Raw genomic sequence first — 23,550 nt, 5'->3', positions numbered from 1 at the left:
AAAAAAATAGGGCTTTTTATATGTTAAAAGATAATATTCGTGATATTACAGATGCTATAAAATTCATATCACAAGAAAATAAGATATATGATTTAAAGAATTTAGAAAACACATCAAATTTGTTTAGTATATTTTTCATTACTTATATTTGGTTAAGTATTTTTGCTGCATGGTATTTAGTTGCTTATAAAAGTTTCTATTTTTTCCCATTAGCAATTATTATTTTTGGAATTCAACAAAGAACAATGAGAAATATACTACATGATGCATCACATTATAGTCTATTTAAAAATCAATATATCAATGACTTAGCAGCTAATTTATTTGCAGGCTATTCATTTTTTGAAAATATTAAGTACTTTCGCAAATCACATTTAGAACACCACAAATTTTTAGGTATACAAGAAAAAGATCCTGATTTTGTTAGTATAGAGTTACTTGATCCCACAAACCAAAAAAATAGTCTTTCTATTTTTATAACAGCACTAAAAAGTAAACGTTGGATAGTAAGTTCCTATCTTGGAAATTTATTTATATTTTCTTTCAGTGAAATTATAAGAGCTTTTACATGGTGGATTTTTTTAAGCATAGTAATAATTTTTTGTTTTTCTTTACAAAGCTTTTTTATTTTTTTAATCCTTTGGTTTAGTGCAAAATTAACCATATATCATTGTCTTAAAGTATTCATGGAAATTTCAGATCATGCAGGACTACCACTAAATGGAATTATAAAAGGAACAAGAAACCATCCTGATAAAATTACAAAGTTTATTTTTTTCCCATTTGGAGATAATTATCATTTAACTCATCATTTATTTCCAAAAATTCAAACTTATAAATTAGAAAAAATGCATAAAATTCTTTTAAACTGGCCAAATTATTCAAATGCATGTAATCCAAAAAACTATATAAAAGGAAATAATTCAGTACTAAAAAGTTGGATCGATTATAGATTTAAATACTTTGAAGAAAGTAATTAATAAAACTATTTTGCACAATATGCATAAACTTGATTTAAACCATTATCTAAAGATTTTGTAAATGAAGCAGTTTTTGAAATTTTATCATAAGTCGCAGAAATTTCATTATAAGCAAAATAAGCTTTTGTATCATCTTGATCAACTAATTCAATCACTACATTTTTTGCAATTCCAGTAGTTGGAATAAGCAAGCTTGCTATTTCAACAGTCGCAGGATTTGTGCTCTTGTTTTCTTTTATATTAAAATAAAATTTATCTCCTGAAACATATCCAAATCTTTGAAAGACTACACAATTCAAAGTTTGTAATACAGTTGTTGCATTTGCTGAGTTAATTGTAAGTAAAGAAAAAATTGACAAAATTTTTGTTATTTTCATTTTATTATTCCTTTTTTATTTGAAGCTTATATTTACTATCTAGTACATAAAAAAAGAATTATTGTCAACAAAAAAATTTTTTATATAAATTTAAATATTAACAGAAAAAAAACAATTTTAAAATAATATACCTTCCTCTTGAGAGGTTTCGGGATCTAATATTATGTCAATCATATCTTTAACCTCACTTAACATTTTATCTAACATCCGAGACATATTAAATAATTCTATATTTGTAAGATCAAAAACCTTTCTTTCAGTATATAAATACTTTACATCTTCAAATTTTTCAACATAAATTCTTTGTTTAGAAAAATTAAAAATATTTTCTGTTACTTCCATAAGTTTATCATTTTTTTCTTTAATTTCGTCATAAAAATGAAAAATATTGCCGTTTTCTAAGAACTTTAGTTTATCGTCACTACAATTGAAATCAAGTTTATTTTTTAGATCATTTTTATTTATAAAAAATGAGAATTTCTTTTGTAAGTCAATTAAAATGTCATTAAAAATTTTGGTGTCTTTAATATTTTTATTTAAAAATTGGACAATATTTTGATTATTTTCAGCTAATGCAATTTCAATTTTACTTTGATAAAATTCGTGGATTTTTTTAGTTTCTGCAATGAGAATATTTAATTTAACTTCCATTGTCAAAATTCTGTCAGTTTCACTATTGCTATAAATACATAAACTCGTTTTCCATATTGCATCATCTATTTTTTGCATTTTATCATAAAGCGTTTCCTCTTTATTTATAATTAGTGCTGAATTATTTATCACACTAGCTGATGCAGAAAAACTTACAAATATTAAGGTACTAAAAATTAAAGATTTTATTTTCATAAATATTTCCTTATGAGTTAAATAAAAATCAATTAATTCATTATTAGAAATTTATTTTTATGTCAAAAAAAATAAAAATAAATTTATTAAATATTTTTTTTCATTAAATAAATTTTAAATTTATTTAATTTATTTTATTCTTTTAAAATAGTTGACAAATATCTAATCTTAACATTAATTAATAATTCAATTTATAACTGCATTTGGTGTGGTGAAGCCCAGTGAAACTCTGGCTCTGTCCCGCAACGGTGATGAAAGATCATCTTTCTTAGTCCGATCCCCCCAAACTGCCTAACAATGAGTGAAATGTTCTCTTCGATGGAAAGGGTTTTCACAAAAATATTATTATTTTTTTGAAGGTTTTAAACCTTTTCAGTTTTGAATATTTCGCTCTCTCCCGAAGGAGGAGCTTATGTCAGTTTCGTTAGCAAATTTAGGTTTTCCCCGCATTGGAGATAATAGAGAATTAAAAAAAGCGTTGGAAAATTTTTGGCAAAGAAAAATAAGTGAATCAGAGTTAAATGTCGTTGCCTATAAAATTAAACTTAATAATTGGTTTTTACAAAAAGAATTAGGGATAAATTACATCCCAAGCAACGACTTTACTTTTTATGATCATGTTTTAGATATGGCTATTTTATTAGGAGCAATCCCAAAAAAATTTCTAGTGATTGAAAATCCTCTTGATAGATACTTTGCAATGGCAAGAGGTTTCCAAAATAGTGACAAAAATATTGATTTAGTAGCACTTGAAATGACAAAATGGTTTGATACAAATTATCACTATATTGTTCCTGAATTAGACGAATTTCAAACCTTTAAATTAAATGCAACTAAAATAATGCATGATTTTCTAGATGCAAAATCTTTAGGAATAAATACACGCCCAGTAATAATTGGCCCATTTTCTTTTTTATTGTTAGCAAAATTTTCAGATAGTAAAATCGAAAAATCTACTTTGACACTTCTCGACAATATTGTACCAATTTATGAAGAACTTTTTTCAGCACTTACCCAAATTGGAGTTGATTGGATCCAAATAGATGAACCTTGTCTTAGTTGTGATCTTGACTACACCAAATTGCAATATTTTGAAAAAGCATACCATAAATTAACAGCAATAATATCAAGACCTAAAATTATGTTAACTACTTATTTTTCTTCTGTCGAAGTACATTTTGATTTATTTGCAAAAATAAATCTCGATGGAATTCATCTTGATTTAATACGAGCAGAAGAACAACTCGAACTCGCATTAACAAAAATTCCTACAAATGTAATACTATCCCTTGGAATAATTGATGGACGAAATATATGGAAAGGTAATTTAAATCATGCTTACTCAATTTTAACTTATGTAATTACAAAAAGAAATTCACAAAATATTATACTAGCTCCATCTTGTTCTTTGCTTCATTCACCAATTAACTTGAACTATGAAGAAAAGTTAGATTTAAAAATAAAAAAATGGTTATCTTTTGCCGTTCAAAAACTAGAAGAACTAAGTCTATTAAAAAATGTATTTCTGACAAAAAATTTAGATTTACTAAAAGAAAATGTTGAAATTTTAGCAAATAGAAATAACTCTAGTCTAAACTCCCAAATAATATCATTAGAAGAACAAACAAAAATAAAAGATAATTTCTTTAACAGAAATTCTCCCCATGAAGTACGAGAAAAAATTCAAAAAGAAAAGTTAAAATTGCCTGACTATCCAACAACTACAATTGGTTCTTTTCCACAAACAGAACAAGTTAGAAAAGCTCGAGCTAACTGGCGGAATGGAAATTTATCAAGTGAAAATTATAATCACTTTATGCAACAGGAAATTCAAAAATGTCTAAATAAACAAGAAGAAATAGGACTTGATGTTTTAGTTCATGGAGAATTTGAGCGAAATGACATGGTCGAGTTTTTTGCAGAAAATTTAAATGGTTTTGCCTTTACAACAAATGGTTGGGTGCAAAGTTTTGGCTCACGCTGCGTGAAGCCACCAATTATTTATGGCGATGTCTCCAGAAAATCAGCTTTAACAGTCGAATGGACAACTTATGCGCAATCATTGACTCACAAACCCTTAAAAGGAATGCTAACAGGACCTGTAACAATCCTTCAATGGTCATTTTGCAGAGAAGATCAACCAAAAAGTGAAACGTGCTTTCAAATTGCACTCGCTTTACGTGAAGAAATTCTTGAACTAGAAAAGTTAGGGATTAAAATTATTCAAGTCGATGAGCCAGCCATTCGCGAAGGATTACCTTTGCAAAGTAAAGATTGGCCAAATTATTTATCTTGGGCAGTTCAAGCTTTTAAGTTAGCCACTAGTGGAGTAAAAGATGAAACACAAATTCACACCCATATGTGTTATTCTAGTTTTGGCGATATCCTACCTGCTATCATAGCACTGGATGCAGATGTCATTTCAATTGAAATGTCTCGTTCACAACTAGAACTTTTTTCTGATTTTTCTAAAATTAGTTATCCAAATGAAATTGGGCCTGGGGTTTATGATATTCATTCACCAAGAATTCCAAGCAAAGAAGAAATTGTTTCTTTATTGAAAAAAGCTGCACATATTTTTGCGAAAAATAAAATTTGGGTAAATCCAGATTGTGGTTTAAAAACAAGATCATGGAATGAGGTTGAACCTGCCTTAAAAAATATGGTCTCTGCTGCTAAGGAATTACGTTGCAATGATTCTTAACAAAATTATTAAACCAAAATCTTTGAAATTAGGCGCTACAGCAGGAATATTTACTTCATCTTCACCAGCCCATATTTGGTTTAAGGAAAAATATTTTCATGCTTTGGAACAACTCAAAACAAATGGATTTGAAATTTATGAAGGACATCTAACAAGACAGTTTATTTCCCAGGGATATAGAACAGCTCCTCCTAAAGAACGTGCGCAAGAATTCATGGAACTGATTGAAAATCCCAAAGTAGATTTCTTAATTGCTACAATAGGAGGTTATAATTCTTCTTCCTTGTTACCCTATCTTAATTTCGAAAAAATTGCCGAAGCTAAAAAAATAATTTCAGGTTATAGCGACATCACTTCACTCCACATGGGGATATTAACTCAAGCGAATTTATCTACATTTTATGGTCCCGCAGTGATCCCTACATTTGGTGAATGGCCCGAAGGATTTTCTGATTCAATTGCCTCTTTTAAAAATTTATCTTCTGAAAGCAAATTAAATAATTATAAAATAAAACCTTTTAAATATTGGAGCAATCATTTTCGCAATGCATTAAATTTAGAATGGAAAACCGGTGAAAGGAAATACAATTCAAATAATGGTGGAAAAATTTTAAATAATGGTTACGCTGAAGCTCCAATAATTATTGCTAATTTAAATACATTATGTGCACTTGCAGGAACAAAATATTTTCCTGATTTAAAAGGAAAAATATTACTAATTGAAGAAGAACAAGCCCCTTTTCCCGAAGAAGAACGCTCATTAACACATTTAAAATTTTTGGGTGTATTCGATAAAATTGTCGGTCTAATCATCGGCAAACCAGAGGTTTTAGAAAATAAAAATGCTCCGTTCACTTATGAAGATCTTATATTGGAGATTGTAGGTAAACGCAACTACCCTATAATAAGCCAATTTGATTGTGGGCATACGCATCCGTCACACACATTAGCGCAAATGCTCAATGTGAAAATTGAAGCAGAAAATGAAAATTTTAATTTTGAGATTTTAGAAGCTGCGGTATGCGACTAAATGTATTTAAAAAAAATATCTTATTGCCTTAGAACAATTCAAAACATATGGATTAGAAATTTATTAAGGAAATTTAACAAGACAGTTTACTATTTTCAAAACTATTTTTCCACTGTTCCTCCTGTTAACGTACCAGTAAATCTTCCACCATTTCTTATAACAACTTCACCTATCAAAAGAAATAAAACTAAAAAAAATTATAATATTTTTCAAACAGTATATTATAGAGTAGAAAAAAAATAATATTTTTATACAATATATTATACAAAATTTATCTATATAGATAAAGTATTTTATTTTATCTCATTAATTCATTAAAATTTTAAAATTTTTTACTCACAATATAGAAGTGTATTGATTTAAATTACTATCCTAGGAATTTTAAAAAATTGTATTATTTCTTTTTCTAATAAAGAAATATTTTGATTATCTTTAAAATAAAAATGCTCACCACTTAATGGCAAAATTTTACAATTTAAATTAGAATAATTTTGCCACATTTTAATATCATTGGAAGTAATAAATTTATCATTTAATCCATATATAACCAGAATATCTGCATTAATTTTTACAATACTTCGATCACTAATGTGTTGTTCATAATTATATATCAAGTTAAAGTCATTTCTAAGTATGGGAAAGAAATAATTTATTAATTCTTTGTTATCTAAAACTTCTGGCTCAATTCCACCAAATTCAGTAATTAAATTAAAAAAATCGTTATCTTCCATAGCTGGGAAATATATTTTTTGTAAATATTGAAAAATAGGGGGTAGCTTAGATGAAATGATAAGCCCATACTGTATTGCTTCGTTTATATTTTGCTTGAGATATTCATATGCAAATATACCACCCATACTATGCCCCAAAAAAATTCTTGGAGATACTTTGTCTAATTCCATATCTAAACAGTTTATTACTTCTTTTAGATTATCTGAGAAACTATCACATAGATTTTCATTAGATCTTTTACCTCTTCCTTTAAATTCATACGACAATATTTCAAGCTCAGGGATATTTTTTAAATACTTTATCATGGGATAAATCGAATAAGCATTACCCCCTGCATGATGAAAACATATAAGATAAATTTTATTACCACTAATTGCCGATTTAAGCTTTAATAACATATTAATTCATTTCTTTTTATTAATTAATTGGTAAAATATTGTTCTTTGAAAAAAGAACTGCTCCATATAAATTTTCAAATGGATTATGTGATAAATTAGATAACAAAAAATTAAATACATTAAAAGGAAAAGGCATTGGAGTTAAACGTCCCAATTTATTTCCTTCAGCTAAAAAGGAAATAAATTCATTTTTATTCCATCCCTGTTTTGTAAAAAAATCAAACCAATCTTTAGGAAAAAATTGAAAAGGAGAACTGTTCATATTCTTTTTCCATCTCTTTGGAAAAACTTTATACATATTTAATGTATAGCAATCTTGTATCCAGTAATTAAAATTTGAATTACTTATTAGATCTTGTGATAATAAAGAAACATCATCTTCTTTTAAATAAGAAATAAAACCTTCAGAAATTAGTAATACATTTTTCGCAGATGAATTTAAAGAAGAAAAAATATTTCTTCTACCCTCTATATTAGAGAGATCAAGTTCTATATGGTTTAAAGAACATTTAGGTTTAGCATTTACTAAAACTTCTTTTTTATAATTAATCATATTTGGAAAATCAATTTCAAACCAATTTATATTTGATAAAAAATTTAAACGATAAGGTCTTGTATCTAATCCTGATCCTAAATTGATAACAGTATCAATATTTTGACTTTCTATAGTTTTCAAAATTAGTCTATCAATAACACTCGTTCTAATAGCAACAACCCAAGCCATAAGTGAAGTTGATTTCATTTTTTTCGCCATTTGATTACCACGTTCTCCTGCAAGCAGTATTGCTAAAGGATCTTCAAAAATTGAATCTTTTCTTTTAGATTCCATTGCTCGATAAGCAGCAATCCACAATGCTGTATCTGAGACATGGTAAATACTTGATGATTGATTTTGCATTTTTAAATTCCTTTAATTAGTTATATTTACATTTCTACTTTCTGCATTTTTATTATCAAATTTGATAATTCTGAAATGGTTTGAAGTTCAAAGATTTTTTGAAAAGGAATTTCTATATTAAACAACTTACGCATATGATTTATTAATTTTATTGCAGTTAAAGAATTTCCTCCTATTTGAAAGAATTCATCATAAACCCCAATTTTATTTGCATCAATATGCAAATATTCAGACCAAATTTTTGCAATTTTCTTTTCTAAGTCAGTTACTGGATAAACTTTTTTATTAAAATCTAAATTTTCTTCATCAACAGGTATTGCTAATAAATTCCTATCTATTTTTCCATTATTACTTAAGGGAACTCTATCAATTATTTGAAAATAATTTGGAATCATATATTCTGGCAAATTTAATTTTAAGTAATCCTTTAAAAAACTGTAATTTTCTTGGACTTTTGATTCCTTTTTTTCTTGCTTTTGTGCATCACTGATTTTTCCAACATATAAAGAATGTAAAATATTTTTATTATCATTTTCCATAAAATATTTGCTAATTTTTTGATTTGGGATACCTATGGGACACATTCCAATATTAATTTTAATACCTTCATCCATAAGCCATTGTGATAGCATACCTGCTGCTACATATTGATTGCTATTTCCTACTAAAAATATTGCCAGAGATGCGTCATTAAAAACCATGCATTCAGTTCCAAACGGCAGTAACTCATTTTTTAAATCGATTGATATGCTAACTAACTCTAATAATTCTTTATTAAAATTATATAAATACCATTGACTCTCATTTGTTTCATTAATATTTTTTACGTATACATATAAATCGGGTAGATTATATGAATTTTTAATTTTATCATTTTGTCTATTTAAATTATTACTAATTTCAACTGAAACTATAGTATCTTCAATATCAAGATTTAATTCTTGCCTTAAATTAATACCATTACTTTCTTGGAAAAGTAACTCTAAATTAAGTTCTTTTGCTTGTTCAGTTAATAATCCTAAAATATAACCACTTTCAAGTAAACAAAAGGAAGTACTTAATTTTCCATACATTGGCCTAATTGCATATTGTTTACCAATTAAATGAACTTTTATTTGAGAATTTAAGTCTACACTACTATTACTATTATTTCTTACAGAGATTAATTGATTTTTATCAGGATGATAATAATAAAAATTAGATTTAGAATGAACTGACTCACAAAATTCTATAAACACTTGAACTGGATAAAGACTTCCTGCGGAAGGGTATAAATATTTTGGTAATTGATCTTCTTTAAACTTAATTGAAGCAAGAACAGATAATAATAAGCTAAATTTTTCAAAGTTCAAACTATCTAATAAAGATTTTCTTTGATTTATTTCTAAAATATATCCTGTAATTCTTGATATTAATTCTTCAATTATTTTTTTTGAAGATATTTTTTCATCAAAATTCCGATAACTTTTCCTAAAGAAATATTTACTTAATCTTTGTTCTTTATCTTCTTGAATAGAGAGCAGTATAGATTCACTAGGTTCATTTAAATCATTTATAATGTTATGTCTTGCTATTTTAAATTGAGCTCGCTCTATAGAGTTTGTTATAATATCATTATCAACATAAGAGTCAGATAAAATATAAGCAATTAATTTTGAATTATTTTTTACTATATTTACAATTGCTTTTTTCACTCCTGGATACTGTTGCAAATTATATTCAATTTCACCTAGTTCAATTCTAAATCCATTTACTTTTACTTGAAAATCTTTTCGGCCTAGGAATTCGATATTGCCATCTGGTAAATATCTACCCAAATCTCCTGTCTTATAAAGTCGTTCATTAGTTACAGGATGATGGATAAAAGATTTTAAAGTTTGCTCCTCATTGTTAAAATATCCTTTTGCTAAACCTATCCCACCAATATAAAGCTCACCTACCACCCAGTGCGGAGTATTTTCCATTCTATCATTTAACACATAAAAATGTTGATTTCTTAACGGTTTTCCATAAGGAATACTTTTCCAATTTTTATCAATTGACTTAATAGGATAATAAATTGACCAAATAGATGCTTCAGTAGCTCCTCCTAAACTAATTATTTCAGATTCTTTAAAATATTTTCTAATTTTTTCAGGTAAATCTAGGGGAATCCAATCCCCACTTAATAAAATCAATCTTAAGTATGATTTATTTATGTAATTTAAATCTAAGGATTCAATGAGCATTGACATAAAAGTTGGAACAGAATTCCATATAGAAATATTGTGTTTCAAAATTAAATCAGACCAATATTCTGGATTTTTTTGCTTGTTTGATGAAGGGATCACAATGCAACCACCAACCGCTAAAATTCCAAAAAAATCATAAACGGATAAATCAAAATTTAAATTTGAAAGAGCTAAAATACGATCATTTTCAGTTACTTTAAAACGATCGTTTAAATCCAATATTGTATTAACAGCTCCTTTATGATCTATCATTACACCTTTAGGTTTTCCAGTAGAACCAGAAGTATATATTACATAAGCTAAATCACTTATAGACTGAATAGATGATAAAATTGGATAAGAATTTAATTGTTTTTCTGAAATTTTATCAATAAAAATGTCAAGTAAAATAACTCTACTTTCGCCAATTGTTTTACTATATGGTAATTCATTTTGAATCTTTTTATTTGTGGATTGTGTTATAATAATTTTTGAATCACTTTCCTCCAATATTTGCTGTATTTTTAATATGGGAGTATTTGAATCAATAGGTAAATAAGCTGCACCTGATAGCATAATACCTAAACAGGCAACAACCTGTTCCCATCCTTTATCCATTATAATAGCAATAATTTCATTTTTTTTAATTTCAAGTTGGCGTAATTCGTTTGCAATTACATTAACTGAATAATATAAATCAGAGTATGTAATTTCTTTTTTATCATTAATTACAGCTATATTATTAGGTGTTATTAGTGCTTGTTTACAAAAAAGTTCATGGAGTAATACCTCACTTGTATGCCAATAAGTTGAATTCAAGATTTCTTGTTGAGCTTTTTGTTCTGCGGGTAAAATCACTAATTTATTCGACCATTCTTTACTACTTTCTGATAACACCAACAGGTTTTTTTTAAGCATACTAAACATAGTTTCAATTAAATTATCTGGGAATAAATTTTCAACATAATCCCATTCAATTATTAAATTATTTGAACGGTTATATACTTTAAAGTCTAACCAAACTTGTGGAGTTTGTGTTATTCCATAAATCTCTCTACCATTTAAAAGATTAAAATCATTATTTTCATTTCCTAACATACAGGTAAACACGATTGGCATTGAACTTAATTTATTTTGCTGATATTTAGTTAATTCACGTTGAAAACTTATACCACTATATAAGTTATGTTCTAAGTCCGTCCACAATTGCTCTTGTAAACGTGTTGCCTGATCTAAAAATATCTCTAACTTTTCACATTGAGCCTCAAGTAACAATAAAGTAGTAAAATCTCCAACTATAGAATTTACTTGTTGATGAACCGGCAAGCGATTAAAAAGAGTTAAATTAATTGCAAATTTTGAATTGCTACTCCATACAGATAAAATACTAGCATATAAAGCACCTAAAGCTGCTGCAGGGGTGATTTTATATTGATTAGATATTTCTTTGAAATTCTCCCACTTGTCATTAGTTAAAATCCACGATTCTCTTTTAAATTTAGTTTTCTTAATACTTTCAGGTGAATTTTTTATTGGTAGTTGCGGGGAATTTGGAAAATATTTTATTCTATTTTTCCAATACTCTTCATCCTTTTTATATTGAGTTGTCTCTTTTCTTTTATTTTCATTTACAACATAGTCACGAAATGTTATTTTTAACGGTGCTAAATTAAATTCGGGATTAAAATAAAGATCTTTAATTTCATTAAATAAAACTTGGACACTCCACATATCTAATATTAAAGCATCGAGACTTAAGTGTAATATAATATGATCTGAAAACTTACTTGCTCGAATCTCAAATAAAGGCCACTTATCGGCAGAAAAAACCTGATGAGATAATTCATTGCGAATAAAAGTGAAATGCTTTTCAATTTCTATCTCCGATAATACAGTGCAATCATATTCTTTAATTTCATAATATGGTACGTTTTCAAGAACGTATTGCAAATCACTTTGAAAAATTAATCTCAGTGAATCATGCCTCTTAATTAATAAATTCCATATTTTTTCAAACCGAGGTAAATTTAAATCAGAAAAATGATATTCACTATACCCATGAGTAGATACACCACTAAGTGAATACTGATTATTGCGTCCTATTAAATAAGCATGCTGAACATCAGTCAAAGGAAATGGTTGAAAACGATTTTTGCTGTCTACTTCAATTTCCAGAGTGTCTTGATATAAATCACTACTATTTTTTTGCTTTTCGAAGATTAATTTAGATAAATCTCCAATAGTTGTTTTATCATATAATTCTTTTATTGAAATAGACGCTCCAAAATGTTTTTGGATAACCCTATAAATCTGCACTATCTTTAATGAATTTCCACCTAAATTAAAAAAATCAGAATGGAACTTAATTTCGCTAGCAGAAATTTCTAGTATATCAGACCATATTGTAAGCATTTTTGAATAAATTGAAGCTAAATCAAAAACTGTAGATGACAAATTTGTGTTTTTATCAAAATTTGTATTTTGTTGACTATTATCTATCCATTCATTTATACAGTTTAGTTCCCGATTTAAATATTTAGATCGGATAGCTTGCCTCTTTATTTTACCACTACTTGTTTTTTCAATACAATTTTTGTTTACAAATAAAATACTATAAACAAGTAGCCCAAAATTTTTTGAAATTTCATTGCATATTTCTGCTACCTTATCTTCTAATTCAACTTCAGTCATTCTCTGAATAGACTTGGTAACAATAACTAATTGCTCATGATCAAATAAATCAATACTAAATGCTGCTGTATTGCCAGAATTTCTACTATTATGATAAATGCGATCAAACACTTCTTCTATATCTTGAGGATAGTAATTTTTTCCAGAGATAATAATTAAATCTTTAACTCGGCCAGCAATAAATAATTGATCACTATTTATAAAACCTAAATCACCAGTTCTAAGATATGGACCTTCTCCATTTTTTAAGTAAGCTTGAAATATTTCTTTTGATAATTCTGCTTTATTCCAATATCCCAAAGCGACACTAGGTCCTCTCACCCATATTTCACCGATATGATTGTCGGTAATTTCACTTTTATTTTCATAATCAACAATTTTAATTACTTGTGTTTCGTGCCCAAAACCACAACTAACCATTGCTTTAACATTATCTTTTTTTTCAGAAATATTTTCAAAGTATTCAAAAGACTCTAAATCAGAATTTTTATGAAATTTGAAATAATTAATTACTGCACCATTATTTATTTTTTCACTTGCTACGAATAAGCAGTTTTCTGCAAGCCCATAACAAGGATAAATAGCTTCTTTTTTAAATCCACAAATACTAAATTCTTCAACAAATTTAATTAAAATATTAGAGCGAATGGGCTCAGCTCCATTAAATGCAATTTTCCATGAACTTAAATCAATGTTAAGCTTTTCTTCAGCATTTATTTTATTTATAAGAAGTTCATATGCAAAATTGGGCCCACCACTAATAGTAACTTTGTAATCACTAATAGCTTTTAACCAACGGAATGGTTTTATCATGATTGATAATGGTGACATTACTAAACAAAAAAACTGCTTGTATATTGGATGTAAAATTCCATTAATTAATCCCATGTCATGAAAATGCGGTAACCAGTTTGCCATTATGGAATCTTGATTTGTTGCAGTACGTGCAGAAATCATTTCTAAATTACTAATTATATTTCCATGCGATACCATCACTCCTTTCGGATTTCCAGTAGAACCAGATGTATATTGCAAGAATGCGATATCAGAATCTTTGATTAAAGGCTGAACCCATTTATCAGGCGAATTTAAGACAATTAAAGTACTGTCTAACCACGGAATACAATTTGTTATATCTTCTTCAAATTTTTTCAGCAAACTTTCTGTAGATAAACAAACTTTAGCATCGCAGTCATTAATTATGAGATTTAGTTTGTCAATATTTTTTTTATTTTCAGGAGGGACGACTGGAACAGCAATATAACCAGCATAAATACAGGCAAAAAAACCCACAATAAAATCGAGTCCTGGTGGGTATATTAAAATAATTCTTTCTGCAATGTTACTTTGATTAAGTTTTGACTGCAAAACACATGCTAGTTCTTTCGCTTTTTCAGAAAGCTCTAAATATGTTATACTACATTCACTTTTTGTTTCAAATTCTAAAAAAGTAAATGCTACTTTATTTGGATTTAATTGTGCAGAATATTCTAGCATGTCAAAAAGATTGTTCATACCTATCCTTTAGAAATTTATTTATTTTATATTATTTTGTTTTAAATCAATAAATTTTGTATGTCAATACATTCTAGTATGAATTAATTATTTAAAATTCTTAGTAAATTTTAAAAATAATATTAAAAAAAAAATTATTGCAAATAAATTTGCAAAAAATTAATAATTATTATTTTTTTGACAAAATTTAATCGTTTCTCAACTTTATGGAAATATCATAGAATTTGAAAATTTTATGCTTAAATTTATATAAATAAAGTAATTACATAATACTTTCTGATATACACTTAGTAACAAAAAGTAATTAAGAAACAAATATAATTTAAATTGTAAAAAATTTAAGATAAAGATATGAATATCAAACATAAAAATATTTTTCTATAAATGCAATAACTATTCTAACCTGAGGTAACGAAATGCTGAACAAGTTGAATGTATCTTTTAAAGATTCTGTGAATTTACTTTTTTCATTAATATCAATTTTAGCTTTATCGACTGCTTGCGTTTCAACCCAAGAAAGAAGTAAAACGATTCAAGAAAGTGATCAAAAAATCACCACAGAAAAAAATTTAAAAATCCAAGAAAATACCCAAATTTACACTGCAAAAAATCCGAAAGAAACAGTGAGTAATTTTCTGCGAGCTGTAAAAAATAACGACCCCTCAACAATACGCAAATTAGCCAATTCAGATTATATTCAACACAACCCTTATGTTCCTACAGGACTAGAATCATTTATTTCTATGCTAAATATTTTACAGCAAAACCAAACCACACTTGAAAATGTACGAATGTTCCAAGATGGGAATTACTTTTTTTTGCATAACATATGGAGAAATGCTAAACCATTTGGTGCAGATAAAATGGTTGCATTTCATATTCTAAGAGTTGATGACAAAGGGATGATTGCGGAACATTGGAATGCTATGACCACATTGGTTGAAAAAACGGCTAGCGGCAGATCCCAAACAGACGGGCCCATAACACCTGAAGATAGAAACAGCACTGAAGCTAATAAAAAAATTGTGCAAGGCTTTTTAGAAGATATATTGATGGGTAAAAATCCTGATAACTTAACAAAATATATTAGTAGTAAAGAATATCATCAGCATAACCCTATGGTTAAAGATGGTTTAGAAGGAATCTATGAAGCAGTGAAATATCTTACATCACAAAATAATATGTCTAAATATACTAAAATTCATAAAATTTTAGGAGAAGGAAATTTTATTCTTGCTATTAGTGAAGGAAACTGGAATAAAAAACAACAAGTTTTTTATGACTTATTCCGGGTAAAAGATAATAAACTTGTTGAACATTGGGATGTCATTCAAGAAATACCAACACAAAATTTAGCAAATACAAATACGATGTTTAATTTTAAATAAGTTGTTGTTTATTATACTTACTAATTTCAACTTTATACTGAATAGATATTGAATAATTTATTTTCAACCTATTCTTTCTTTAAAGCAAATAACTCAACAGCTTTTTTAAATACGTCTATTGGCAAAATATCTTCCATGCATTCATGTCTTGGCATTTTACAAATATTACTCGAGCAACCAAAACAACCCGTATTTTTTTGGATACCTAAATATTTCTTAGTATCAGGTGGAATCCAATTTAACGGAACAGTTGGACCATGCAATTGAATCATTTTTGTTCCAGAAGCAACAGCAAAATGACTCATTCCATTACTATTTGCTACACAGCCTAACGATAAACTTGTCAAGTATGTAATTTCACGGATAGTCATTAAAGGGGGTAATAAACTATAATTTTCTTGAATTTTATTTAGACGCAATTTTTTAATTAAATTGTGATGAACTTTTAAAATATATTCTTCTTCCCCTGGAGCTCTGGACCAAACAACTGGGACATTAAATTCACGGATAATAAGCAACGCTAATTCAGTATAATGTTCTATTGGCCAGCATCTATCGAGATAACGAGATGTGGGACTCATTACAACAAATTCTTTAGCATGTAATATTTCCAATTGTTCCTTTAACCAAAGCTCTGGATTAATTTTATTTTCGGAAAGTATTGGTAAATTTAATTTTATTTGCAATGGATCTATGTTACTTATTTTAATACCTAAAGGCTCAAGAAGTAACAAACGTGTATAACCTAAATATCCCTCATCCAGTTTAGTTCTGTCAACTAACTTATTATATGCAAAATCTCGAACTGAATTACATTTAAAGGATATTCTAATTGGCGCAAAAGTAGCTACAGCTTGTAAACTAGAACGAGGATAATTAATAGCATCAATTACAATATCATATCCGTTTAACATAAGTTTGAGAAATAGTTTCAACTCAGAAAAAATATAACCAAGCCAAAGGAAAAATTTCTTCAAGAAAAAAGTTTTTTTATACTTTTTTTTGTCCCAAATTGGTAAGTAATAAACTTCATTTAAAAAAGGATTATCATTTAATATTTCCTTTGCCATGGGATGCGACCACCAATGGAGTTCAGCGGCAGGAAATTGTTTTCTTAATTCAGCAGCTAGCGGTGTGGCTAGTAATACATCACCTAGTTGCCTTGGAAGCATAATTAATATTTTTTTAGTTTCTTCTTGTTTATCAGAATTCATACAATTGTCTTTTGGTTTAGAGAATCAATTTCTTTAATTAATTTTAATTTATCTGCACTTGAAAGAAAAGATGCTTCAATAGAATTTTTAGAAATATCACACATATCTTTATATGTGAATCCTAGTTCATTGTGGCACTGAATATAATTTTCAAGGAGATAACCGCCAAAGTAAGCAGGATCATCCGAATTAATAGTTACTTTAACTCCTAAATCAAATAATTTTTTAACATTATGCTCTTTCATTTCTTGATACACTTTTAATTTTATATTAGACAATGGGCAAACAGTTAAAGGAATATTTTTTTGGATGATTGTTTTTAATAATTCAGGATCTTCAGTACAGCGTATACCATGATCAATTCTTTCAATTTCTAGTAGATTTAAAGCTTCCCAAATATAACTCGCGGGCCCTTCTTCACCTGCATGCGCTACTGTCAGGAAATTATTCTCTTTACATTTTTTGAATAACTCAACAAATTTACTTGGAGGATTCCCTAATTCAGAAGAATCGAGACCTACTGCTTTTATTTTATCTTTATAAGGTAAAGCCATCTCTAACACTTCTAAAGCGTTTTCTTGGGATAAATGTCTTAAAAAGCTCATAATTATAAAGTAACTAATCCCAAACTCTTTTTTCCCTTGTTCTAATGCTTCACTAATACCTTCAATTACATCTTTAAACTCAATCCCACGCGAAACATGACTTTGTGGATCAAAAAAGATTTCAACATGCCTTATCCCATCTTGCTTTGCTTTAGCTAAATAGGCAAAAGTTAAGTCATAAAAATCTTGTTTCGTTATAAGAACATTTGTTCCATTATAGTAAATATCTAAAAAAGATTGTAAATCATGAAAATGATATTTATCTTTCAATTCATCGATATCTTTATAAGGCAATAAAATATTATTCCTTTTGGCCAAAGTAAACAGAAGCTCAGGTTCTAGAGTTCCTTCAATATGCAAATGCAGTTCAGCTTTAGGAAGTTTTCTTAATTCTTCAAGCATGTTTATTGCTCCTTAATTTTATTTCCTTATAAAGAAAAATATAAAAAAAATAGCCATTATGAAATGGCTATTCAAAAATATTTACTTAACTATGCTTAAACCAAAGTAACTGATTCGATAATTACAGGAGTAACCGGTACATCTCTGTGAAACCCTTGATTTCCAGTTTTTACTTTTGCAATAGCGTCAACAACATCCATTCCTTGTGTGACTTTTCCAAAAACTGCATAGCCCCATTGTTCACCACGATTATTTAAGAAATCATTATTTGTTAGGTTTATAAAAAATTGAGCAGTTGCAGAATGAGGATCGTTTGTACGCGCCATTGCAATTGTACCGCGTTCATTTCCTAAGCCATTTTTTGCTTCATTTTCTATAGGATTATTTGTTGATTTTTCTTTCATATTGGAGTCAAAACCACCGCCTTGAATCATAAAGCCTGGAATAACTCGATGAAAAATAGATCCATCAAAATGTTGTGACTTAACATATTTAACAAAATTTTCACTTGTCATCGGAGCTTTTTCATCATTTAATTCGATAGAAATTTCACCATAATTTGTCTTCATTAATAAATTTATCATTTCGATTCCTTCCAAATAACTATCTTTGATTAGTATCTAAGCCCCAGAAAATTCCGCTTTCGTTTTTAATAAAAGTCAGAAAATCTTCTGGTGACATTGGCGCTAGGTTTTTACCATCACGATAACGAGCAGTTAGAGTATTCGTTTGAACCTCTTTGTCACCAATGACTAACATATAAGGAATTTTAAGCAACTGAGCATCGCGAATTTTTGCTCCTAATTTATCATTGCTAAAATCAGTTTCCACTCTTACACCGTTCGCTTTTAAGAAATTTGTTACTTTATGTGCATAACCGTCTTGAGCTTCTGTTACAGTGACAACTCGACATTGAACTGGTGCTAATCCAACAGGAAAATGTCCTGCACAATGTTCAATAAATATTCCCATAAACCTTTCGACAGATCCTAACACTGCTCTATGCACCATTACAGGTGATTCTTGAGTGTTATTTGCAGCCTGATAACTAATTCCAAAGCGTGCAGGCATTTGGAAATCTAACTGAATGGTTGCACATTGATGCATACGTCCAATAGCATCTTTTACTTTAAAATCAATTTTAGGCCCATAAAAAGCACCATCACCAGGATTTACCTGATAATTTACATCTGATTTTTTCAAAGCTTCTTCAAGTGCATTTTCTGCTGTATCCCAAATTTCATCAGAACCTATCCGATTTTCTGGCCGTGTTGAAAGCATATAAATTACTTCATTAAATCCAAGATCTGCATAGACTTCTTTTACAAATTGAAGAGCAGACATAATTTCAGTTTGTACCTGACTCAGCATACAAAAAATATGCCCGTCGTCTTGGGTGATACGTCTTACTCTTGTTAAACCATGCAAAGTTCCACTTAATTCATTTCTGTGAACAACTCCAAATTCACCATAACGTAACGGAAGATCGCGATAGGATTTTTGTCCAACCATAAACATTCGCACATGTCCCGGACAACTCATTGGTTTTATACCAAATTCATCATCATGGTCATCTTTAAAAATGTACATGTCATCACGATATTTTTCATAATGCCCACTTACTTTCCATAAGTTAACATTCATAACCTGAGGACTTTGTATTTCTTGAAAGCCAAATTGCGCCCATTTCACTCGAATATAATTTTGTAATAGTGTAAATATTTTAGCCCCATTTGGGAAGAAAAAGGCTGCGCCTGGAGCAATATCACTCATTAAAGTAAACAAGTTTAATTGTTTACCGAGCAAAACATGATCTCTTTTTTTGGCTTCTTCCAGCATGTTTAAATAGCCATCTAAATCTTTTTTAGTTGGCCAAGCGGTACCATAAATACGTACTAATTGTTCGTTATCTTTATTTGCACGCCAATATGCACCTGCCACACTCATTAGTTTAAAATGACCTAATTTTCCTGTAGATTGAACGTGAGGACCACGACAAAGATCATCCCAATCAGCTATGGCATATATTTTTATTTCACTATCAGCTGGAAGATCTTTTACAATCTCTACTTTAAATTTTTCACCTAATCTATCAAAATGCTTTACTGCATCCTCTCGAGAGACAACTCTTCTGGTAAAAGGAATATTTTTTTCAATGATTTCCTGCATTCTTTTTTCAATTAAAGGAAACTCATTAGTTCCAATTTTTACCCCTTCTTTTGGGTAAATATCGTAATAAAATTGATTTTCTACCACAGGCCCAATAGTAATTTGTGTTCCAGGAAAAACATCTTGAATAGCCATTGCCATTACGTGCACAGTTGAGTGCCTGATAACCTCAAGACCTTCAGAATTTCTATCTGTTACGATTTCAACCTTATCCCCTTCGTGAATAGGATGATCTAAATCAACTAATTTTCCATTAATTTTCCCTACAATAGCACTTTTGGCTAGCCCAGAACTTATGCTTTTCGCCACATCAAATACAGTTGAAGATGAAGGAAAAGAACGAGAGGACCCATCTGGCAAAAATATACTTAAAGAACTCACAAATTGTCTCCTTAGTTTAGCGCTCCCCACCTACTGTGCGGGTATGCGAAAGTCATGGGCAGACTATCTAAAATTATATCGTTGGTAAATGCTCATTTTAATTATCCTTGACTTCATTAGCAAAAAATTGTTTAAGTTCTGAGCCTGATTAGAGCATTCTCTGTAATACCCAAACTTGGTGGGTTGTAAAACCTAGGTATTACAAGGGGTTAAACCAATAAACCAAGTAGGAGTTTATCTATGTCTATTGAAGTTCAAATGCGTGACTTACTCGATGCTGGCGTTCACTTTGGTCACCAAGTACGCCGTTGGAATCCTAAAATGCGTCCATTTATCTATGGTGAGCGCAATGGAATCCACATTATTGACCTCCAAAAAACTCAAAAACTATTTAAAGATGCTTTAAGTTTTATTGAACAAACTGTTGCTGAAGGCGGACACATTCTTTTTGTAGCTACAAAAAAACAAGCGCAAGAAATTATTGTTGAAGAAGCTGAAAGAGCAAACATGTTTCATATTCACCACCGTTGGTTAGGTGGTATGATGACTAACTGGCAAACAGTTCGTTCTAGTATTACTAAATTAAAACGCATTGAAAAAATGGCGAGCGACGGAACTTATGACAACATTACTAAACGTGAAGTTGCTTTAAAAGAACGTCTTCGTATCAAATTAGAACGCTCATTAGGTGGAATCAAAAATATGCCTGGCTTGCCTTCTGCTATTTTTGTTATCGATGCAAAGAAAGAATTTACAGCTATTGCAGAAGCAAATCGCCTAGGAATTCCTGTAATTGCAGTTACTGATACAAACAGTGACCCAAATGGCGTTGACTACATCATTCCAGGTAACGATGACAGCCTTAAAGCGATTAAGCTTTATGCTAGCCTTATCTCTGATGCTGCGATTGCTGGAAAGCAACGTCGTAAAGCAGAATCTGGTAAAGATGATTCTTCTTTCTCTTCCGATAGCGGGCGTTCACAAGTAAAAGTAAAACGCTTGAAATCTCGTGACGAAGACGAAGCAAACTAATTTCCAAGGTGTTCCTCGTTAGGAACACCTTTCTTGCTTACAAACATTTTTAAAAGGAAATCATAATGGCTGTTGTAACTGCTCAAATGGTTAAAGAACTACGTGAAATGACTTTAGCTGGAATGTCTGATTGCAAAAAAGCACTCGATGCTGCTGAAGGAGACATGGAAAAAGCTGTCGTTATTTTACGTGAAAAAGGCCTTGCAAGTGCAGCGAAAAAAGCTTCACGTGCGGCTAGTGAAGGTGTTGTTTCAACCGTAGTTGAAAATAACATTGGGTTTGTTTTTGAAGTGAATTGTGAAACTGACTTCGTAACAAAAAATGACGGTTTTCAAGCTTTTGTAACAAATTTACATAAAATTATTAGCGCTACTAAACCGGCACATTTAGATGAATTATTGGCAGCTAACTATGACTCAACAGGAAATGTAAAAGCTGCTGCAACTGCTTTAGTTGCACAAATTGGTGAAAATATCACTGTTCGTCGTTTTGAGCGGGTTGGTTCAGGCAAAAACTTTGTTACTTCCTATGTCCATGGCGGCGGAAAAATTGGCGTTCTTGTTGAACTTTCTGGCACTGGAATTGAAAATCATTTAAATGATTCTGCATTGAATGATCTAGGAAAAGACGTTGCCCTACAAGCTGCTGCGATGAAACCACAATATTTAAATGAACAAGAAATTCCTGCTGAAACAATTAAAGCTGAAGAAGAAATTATTCGGAACAAGTTTTTACAACAAGGAAAACCAGAAGCTGCATTAGCTAAAATAGTTCCAAGTAGTATTAAAACTTGGTTCAAAGAAATCTGTTTAATTGATCAACTTTTTGTTAAAGATGACAGTAAATCAGTTGCTGCACATGTTGCAGAAACTGGAAAAAAACTTGGCATTTCTGATCTTAAAGTTGTTTCCTTTATCCGTCTTGAATTAGGACAAGGTGTTGAGAAAAAAGCTGAAGATTTTGCTGCTGAAGTTGCTGCAACTGTTGCTGCTGCCACTAAAATGTAATTGCAGAATAAATTAGTATTATTCTAGTTTAAAAAGTAGCTGATGTAATAATTAGCTACTTTTTTTTGTACTAAATTCATTTAGGATTTCGGAAAGTTCTTTTCCTGTACTAACAATAAAATTTGGTTTTTCTTTCGATAAAAGTGCCGCATTTTCTTTACCCCACAATACAGCGATTGATAATACCTCAGCTTTCCTCGCAGCTAAAACATCTCGCACTTCATCACCAATATAAATCATGTCAGCGTTTTTTATTCCAAAACACTTCATTACTTCTTTAATTTTTTTAGATTTTTTAAAAAGAGAGACATCTCCAATAATTGCTTTAAAATTTACATAATTTAAATTTGTTTTGACAAAATTCAAAATTAAATCTGTTGAATTTGATGATAAAATGATTACTTCAATTTTATCCTTATTTAAATTTTGAAACATTTCTGTTATTTGTGGATTTAGCGTTATCAAATTTTTATTTAAGTTTACTATTTTTTTTGCTAATTTATAATATTTAGGAATTTCATACCAACGGATCTTTAAATATTTAAATAAATCTTTGGTACTTTTATTTAAAATATCCTCTTGAGTTAAAGGAGGAATATTTTTTATTTTTGAAATTTCTTTTATAACCTCTAAAATAGCTTTATAGCTATCTGCTATTACACCATCGAAATCAAAAACGGCTATTTTCATTTAAATTTCCATAAATACATTATTTTTTAAAATTTACCTTCTGAAGATTCTTCATAAAGATTTAGTATCTATATATAAATACAATTTTCATTAATATAAGCAATATTTTTTTAACTAAATTTATATTAATTTGTGTAAAATATTTATATCTATTTTTATATCAGACAGTCAATAATTATATATAGATTTTTAATCGATATTGTTTAAAATTTAACTTAATTTACAAAAAAAATATTCTTCATTAAAAAACTCTTTAAAATGATTATAATAAATGGCAAAAA

Annotated in this window: 16 protein-coding genes; 6 read left to right on the top strand and 10 right to left on the bottom strand. The window is 29.0% G+C overall.

The window, feature by feature from the left end; all coding sequences use genetic code 11:
* Nucleotides 1-20 precede the first annotated feature (20 nt).
* The gene (locus QEJ31_RS11705; protein WP_280590342.1) at nt 21-980 is read left to right on the top strand and encodes a fatty acid desaturase family protein; all 960 of its coding nucleotides are present in this window, start codon (nt 21-23) and stop codon (nt 978-980) included.
* A 5-nt stretch (nt 981-985) separates the two neighbouring features.
* Here QEJ31_RS11705 and QEJ31_RS11700 read toward each other — a convergent pair whose 3' ends face one another.
* Nucleotides 986-1,357, bottom strand: a complete 372-nt coding sequence (locus QEJ31_RS11700; RefSeq protein WP_280590340.1) for a hypothetical protein — start codon at nt 1,355-1,357, stop codon at nt 986-988.
* Nucleotides 1,358-1,474: 117 nt separating this feature from the next.
* Complete coding sequence (locus tag QEJ31_RS11695; protein WP_280590339.1) at nt 1,475-2,203, bottom strand: hypothetical protein; 729 nt, start codon at nt 2,201-2,203, stop codon at nt 1,475-1,477.
* Nucleotides 2,204-2,615: 412 nt separating this feature from the next.
* Between QEJ31_RS11695 and metE the strand changes: the two genes are divergently transcribed.
* Together metE and QEJ31_RS11685 are read left to right on the top strand one after the other, a co-directional pair.
* On the top strand, nt 2,616-4,907 hold the full coding sequence (metE, locus tag QEJ31_RS11690) for a 5-methyltetrahydropteroyltriglutamate--homocysteine S-methyltransferase (RefSeq protein WP_280590337.1): 2,292 nt from the start codon (nt 2,616-2,618) through the stop codon (nt 4,905-4,907).
* Nucleotides 4,897-5,937, top strand: a complete 1,041-nt coding sequence (locus QEJ31_RS11685; protein WP_280590335.1) for an LD-carboxypeptidase — start codon at nt 4,897-4,899, stop codon at nt 5,935-5,937. The genes metE and QEJ31_RS11685 overlap by 11 nt, the downstream gene beginning before the upstream one ends.
* A 359-nt stretch (nt 5,938-6,296) precedes the next feature.
* Here QEJ31_RS11685 and QEJ31_RS11680 read toward each other — a convergent pair whose 3' ends face one another.
* Genes QEJ31_RS11680 through QEJ31_RS11670 form a run of 3 tightly spaced genes read right to left on the bottom strand, consistent with a single transcriptional unit; the run spans nt 6,297 to nt 14,381 of the window.
* Nucleotides 6,297-7,067, bottom strand: a complete 771-nt coding sequence (locus QEJ31_RS11680) for a thioesterase domain-containing protein (RefSeq protein ID WP_280590333.1) — start codon at nt 7,065-7,067, stop codon at nt 6,297-6,299.
* A 19-nt stretch (nt 7,068-7,086) separates the two neighbouring features.
* The gene (locus QEJ31_RS11675; RefSeq protein WP_280590331.1) at nt 7,087-7,965 is read right to left on the bottom strand and encodes an SAM-dependent methyltransferase; all 879 of its coding nucleotides are present in this window, start codon (nt 7,963-7,965) and stop codon (nt 7,087-7,089) included.
* Nucleotides 7,966-7,991: 26 nt separating this feature from the next.
* Nucleotides 7,992-14,381, bottom strand: coding sequence for a non-ribosomal peptide synthetase (locus tag QEJ31_RS11670; RefSeq protein WP_280590328.1), 6,390 nt, complete (start codon nt 14,379-14,381; stop codon nt 7,992-7,994).
* A 416-nt stretch (nt 14,382-14,797) separates the two neighbouring features.
* Between QEJ31_RS11670 and QEJ31_RS11665 the strand changes: the two genes are divergently transcribed.
* Complete coding sequence (locus QEJ31_RS11665) at nt 14,798-15,769, top strand: hypothetical protein (protein WP_280590326.1); 972 nt, start codon at nt 14,798-14,800, stop codon at nt 15,767-15,769.
* 68 nt (nt 15,770-15,837) lie between these two features.
* Here QEJ31_RS11665 and QEJ31_RS11660 read toward each other — a convergent pair whose 3' ends face one another.
* The 4 genes from QEJ31_RS11660 to thrS all read right to left on the bottom strand — a co-directional run bounded on the left by QEJ31_RS11660 (nt 15,838) and on the right by thrS (nt 20,540).
* Nucleotides 15,838-16,983 (bottom strand): glycosyltransferase family 9 protein, encoded by a 1,146-nt coding sequence (locus QEJ31_RS11660; protein ID WP_280590325.1) that lies wholly within the window; start codon nt 16,981-16,983, stop codon nt 15,838-15,840.
* Nucleotides 16,980-17,996, bottom strand: a complete 1,017-nt coding sequence (locus tag QEJ31_RS11655) for an adenosine deaminase (RefSeq protein WP_348524560.1) — start codon at nt 17,994-17,996, stop codon at nt 16,980-16,982. The genes QEJ31_RS11660 and QEJ31_RS11655 overlap by 4 nt, the downstream gene beginning before the upstream one ends.
* Nucleotides 17,997-18,085: 89 nt before the next feature.
* Nucleotides 18,086-18,574 (bottom strand): peptidylprolyl isomerase, encoded by a 489-nt coding sequence (locus QEJ31_RS11650; protein ID WP_280590321.1) that lies wholly within the window; start codon nt 18,572-18,574, stop codon nt 18,086-18,088.
* Nucleotides 18,575-18,593: 19 nt separating this feature from the next.
* A complete protein-coding gene (thrS, locus tag QEJ31_RS11645; RefSeq protein WP_280590319.1) occupies nt 18,594-20,540 on the bottom strand; it encodes a threonine--tRNA ligase in 1,947 nt (648 codons plus the stop codon).
* A 240-nt stretch (nt 20,541-20,780) separates the two neighbouring features.
* Between thrS and rpsB the strand changes: the two genes are divergently transcribed.
* A complete protein-coding gene (rpsB, locus tag QEJ31_RS11640; RefSeq protein ID WP_280590317.1) occupies nt 20,781-21,572 on the top strand; it encodes a 30S ribosomal protein S2 in 792 nt (263 codons plus the stop codon).
* 65 nt (nt 21,573-21,637) lie between these two features.
* Nucleotides 21,638-22,579 carry a translation elongation factor Ts gene (gene tsf / locus QEJ31_RS11635; RefSeq protein WP_280590315.1) on the top strand — a complete coding sequence of 314 codons (942 nt, stop codon included), beginning with the start codon at nt 21,638-21,640 and terminating at the stop codon, nt 22,577-22,579.
* Nucleotides 22,580-22,630: 51 nt separating this feature from the next.
* Here tsf and QEJ31_RS11630 read toward each other — a convergent pair whose 3' ends face one another.
* Nucleotides 22,631-23,269 carry an HAD-IA family hydrolase gene (locus QEJ31_RS11630; protein ID WP_280590314.1) on the bottom strand — a complete coding sequence of 213 codons (639 nt, stop codon included), beginning with the start codon at nt 23,267-23,269 and terminating at the stop codon, nt 22,631-22,633.
* Nucleotides 23,270-23,550 lie beyond the last annotated feature (281 nt).

Origin of the sequence: Pigmentibacter sp. JX0631, assembly GCF_029873255.1 — a bacterium.
Taxonomy (GTDB): domain Bacteria; phylum Bdellovibrionota_B; class Oligoflexia; order Silvanigrellales; family Silvanigrellaceae; genus Silvanigrella.
This window is presented reverse-complemented; position numbering and strand designations above follow the sequence as displayed.

Bases quoted from the DNA above. Each gene is read 5' to 3' on its own strand.
- rpsB (WP_280590317.1), top strand. From the start codon at position 20,781: ATGTCTATTGAAGTTCAAATGCGTGACTTACTCGATGCTGGCGTTCAC.
- QEJ31_RS11680 (WP_280590333.1), bottom strand. From the start codon at position 7,067: ATGTTATTAAAGCTTAAATCGGCAATTAGTGGTAATAAAATTTATCTT.
- QEJ31_RS11700 (WP_280590340.1), bottom strand. From the start codon at position 1,357: ATGAAAATAACAAAAATTTTGTCAATTTTTTCTTTACTTACAATTAAC.
- QEJ31_RS11660 (WP_280590325.1), bottom strand. From the start codon at position 16,983: ATGAATTCTGATAAACAAGAAGAAACTAAAAAAATATTAATTATGCTT.
- tsf (WP_280590315.1), top strand. From the start codon at position 21,638: ATGGCTGTTGTAACTGCTCAAATGGTTAAAGAACTACGTGAAATGACT.
- metE (WP_280590337.1), top strand. From the start codon at position 2,616: ATGTCAGTTTCGTTAGCAAATTTAGGTTTTCCCCGCATTGGAGATAAT.
- QEJ31_RS11670 (WP_280590328.1), bottom strand. From the start codon at position 14,381: ATGAACAATCTTTTTGACATGCTAGAATATTCTGCACAATTAAATCCA.
- QEJ31_RS11705 (WP_280590342.1), top strand. From the start codon at position 21: ATGTTAAAAGATAATATTCGTGATATTACAGATGCTATAAAATTCATA.
- QEJ31_RS11695 (WP_280590339.1), bottom strand. From the start codon at position 2,203: ATGAAAATAAAATCTTTAATTTTTAGTACCTTAATATTTGTAAGTTTT.
- QEJ31_RS11665 (WP_280590326.1), top strand. From the start codon at position 14,798: ATGCTGAACAAGTTGAATGTATCTTTTAAAGATTCTGTGAATTTACTT.
- QEJ31_RS11630 (WP_280590314.1), bottom strand. From the start codon at position 23,269: ATGAAAATAGCCGTTTTTGATTTCGATGGTGTAATAGCAGATAGCTAT.
- QEJ31_RS11685 (WP_280590335.1), top strand. From the start codon at position 4,897: ATGATTCTTAACAAAATTATTAAACCAAAATCTTTGAAATTAGGCGCT.
- QEJ31_RS11675 (WP_280590331.1), bottom strand. From the start codon at position 7,965: ATGCAAAATCAATCATCAAGTATTTACCATGTCTCAGATACAGCATTG.
- QEJ31_RS11650 (WP_280590321.1), bottom strand. From the start codon at position 18,574: ATGATAAATTTATTAATGAAGACAAATTATGGTGAAATTTCTATCGAA.